The following is a 2,668-nucleotide window of genomic DNA, read 5'->3' on the forward strand; positions in this document are numbered from 1 at the left end:
ATTCCTTTACTTTTTGATAGTTCTATTATATCAAAATTTCAAAATTTTGCATATCTTCTTTTTTTGATGAACAGTCATCTGAATCATAAGGAGAATATTGACCTTTTTCGAAATGGCTGTGAAATATGGTATAATAGAAGAATGGCAAACAAGAATACAAGTAAAACAAGGCGGAGACCGTCTAAAGCAGAACTCGAAAGAAAAGAAGCGATTCAACGAATGTTGATTTCGTTGGGAATCGCGCTTTTATTGATTTTCGCAGCCTTCAAATTAGGGGCTGCAGGTATAACCCTTTACAATCTAATTCGCTTGCTGGTGGGTAGCCTAGCTTATCTAGCAATATTTGGCCTCCTGCTCTATCTCTTCTTTTTCAAGTGGATACGAAAACAGGAAGGACTCTTATCAGGATTTTTTACCATATTTGCAGGTTTGCTCTTGATTTTTGAGGCCTACTTAGTTTGGAAATATGGTTTAGACAAGTCCGTTCTAAAGGGAACCATGGCTCAGGTTGTGACGGATTTAACTGGTATTCGAACGACCAGTTTTGCTGGAGGTGGCTTAATTGGGGTCGCTCTTTATATGCCAACCGCCTTTCTTTTTTCAAATATCGGCACTTACTTTATTGGTTCTATCTTGATTTTAGCAGGCGCTCTCCTAATCAGTCCTTGGTCTGTTTACGATATTGTGGAATTTTTCAGTAGAGGCTTTGCCAAATGGTGGGAAGGGCATGAGCGTCGAAAAGAGGAACGCTTTGTCAAACAGGAGGAAAAAGCTCGTCAAAAGGCTGAGGAAGAGGCTAGATTAGAACAAGAAGAAGCTGAAAAAGCCTTACTCGATTTTCCTCCTGTTGATATGGAAACGGGTGAAATTCTGACTGATGATGTTGTGCTTGACGTTCCACCTTTTCCGGAAGAAGAGTGGGTGGAACCAGAGATCATCCTGCCTCAAGCTGAACGTGAATTCCCCAATCAAGAAGAAATCTCTGATGACGAAGATGTTCAGGTCGATTTTTCAGCCAAGGAGGCTCTTGAATACAAACTTCCAAGCTTACAACTCTTTGCCCCAGATAAACCAAAAGACCAGTCGAAAGAGAAGAAGATTGTTCGAGAAAACATCAAAATCTTAGAAGAAACCTTTGCTAGCTTTGGTATCAAGGTGACGGTGGAACGGGCCGAAATTGGACCATCCGTGACTAAGTATGAAGTCAAGCCAGCAGTAGGTGTACGGGTCAATCGCATTTCCAATCTAGCAGATGACCTCGCTCTAGCCTTGGCAGCCAAGGATGTCCGAATCGAAGCACCAATCCCTGGGAAATCCCTGGTCGGAATTGAGGTGCCTAACTCCGAGATTGCCACTGTGTCTTTCCGTGAACTTTGGGAACAATCTCAAACGAAAGCAGAAAATCTCTTGGAAATTCCTTTAGGGAAGGCTGTTAATGGCACTGCAAGAGCTTTTGACCTTTCTAAAATGCCCCACTTGCTAGTCGCAGGTTCAACGGGTTCAGGTAAGTCAGTAGCAGTTAACGGCATTATCGCCAGCATTCTCATGAAAGCGAGACCTGACCAAGTTAAGTTTATGATGGTCGATCCCAAGATGGTTGAGTTGTCTGTTTACAATGACATTCCCCACCTCTTGATTCCAGTAGTGACCAATCCACGCAAGGCCAGCAAGGCCCTGCAAAAGGTTGTGGATGAGATGGAAAATCGTTATGAACTCTTTGCAAAGGTGGGAGTCCGTAATATTGCAGGCTTTAATGCCAAGGTAGAAGAGTTCAATGCCCAGTCTGAGTACAAGCAGATTCCGCTGCCACTCATTGTCGTGATTGTAGATGAGTTGGCTGACCTTATGATGGTGGCCAGCAAGGAAGTAGAAGATGCTATTATCCGTCTAGGACAGAAGGCGCGGGCTGCAGGTATCCACATGATTCTTGCAACTCAGCGTCCATCCGTTGATGTCATCTCTGGGTTGATTAAGGCTAATGTTCCTTCTCGTGTCGCTTTCGCAGTTTCATCAGGGACAGACTCCCGTACGATTTTGGATGAAAATGGAGCGGAAAAACTGCTTGGTCGAGGAGATATGCTCTTTAAACCGATTGATGAAAATCATCCAGTTCGTCTCCAAGGCTCCTTTATCTCGGATGATGATGTTGAACGCATCGTAAACTTTATCAAGGCTCAGGCAGATGCAGACTACGATGAGAGTTTTGATCCAGGTGAGGTTTCTGAAAATGACGGTGAATTTTCAGATGGTGAATCTGGTGGAGATCCGCTTTTTGAAGAAGCCAAGGCTTTAGTCATCGAGACCCAGAAAGCCAGTGCATCCATGATTCAGCGTCGTTTGTCAGTTGGATTTAACCGTGCGACCCGTCTCATGGAAGAACTGGAGATGGCAGGTGTCATCGGTCCAGCTGAAGGTACCAAACCAAGAAAAGTATTGCAACAATAAATTTCTCTCTTATACGGAAATGTGAACCTGACGTGATTTGAAGAGATTTTTGAAGCGGATTATCTATGATGTATAATTAATTGAATCTAAAATAGTATGAAACGACTTTTAAAGCATGAAATTGATTTGGATTCCCTAATAAATTTGTTCACATTTTATTCAAACACTATATCAAGCTGAAACAGGTTTAGAATTTCTTTTAGATATATGAAGACTCCCCTTA

The 2,668-nt window shown here is 42.7% G+C and carries 1 protein-coding gene; it reads left to right on the forward strand.

Annotated features, from left to right (window positions below; all coding sequences use genetic code 11):
* Positions 1-141: 141 nt before the first annotated feature.
* Positions 142-2,445, forward strand: coding sequence for a DNA translocase FtsK (locus QZ359_RS01250; protein WP_314732373.1), 2,304 nt, complete (start codon positions 142-144; stop codon positions 2,443-2,445).
* The last annotated feature ends 223 nt before the right edge of the window (positions 2,446-2,668 follow it).

It is taken from the genome of Streptococcus sp., from assembly GCF_019414905.1.
Classification (GTDB): domain Bacteria; phylum Bacillota; class Bacilli; order Lactobacillales; family Streptococcaceae; genus Streptococcus.

Coding starts and splice junctions, on each gene's coding strand:
- QZ359_RS01250 (WP_314732373.1), top strand. CDS start 142: ATGGCAAACAAGAATACAAGTAAAACAAGGCGGAGACCGTCTAAAGCA.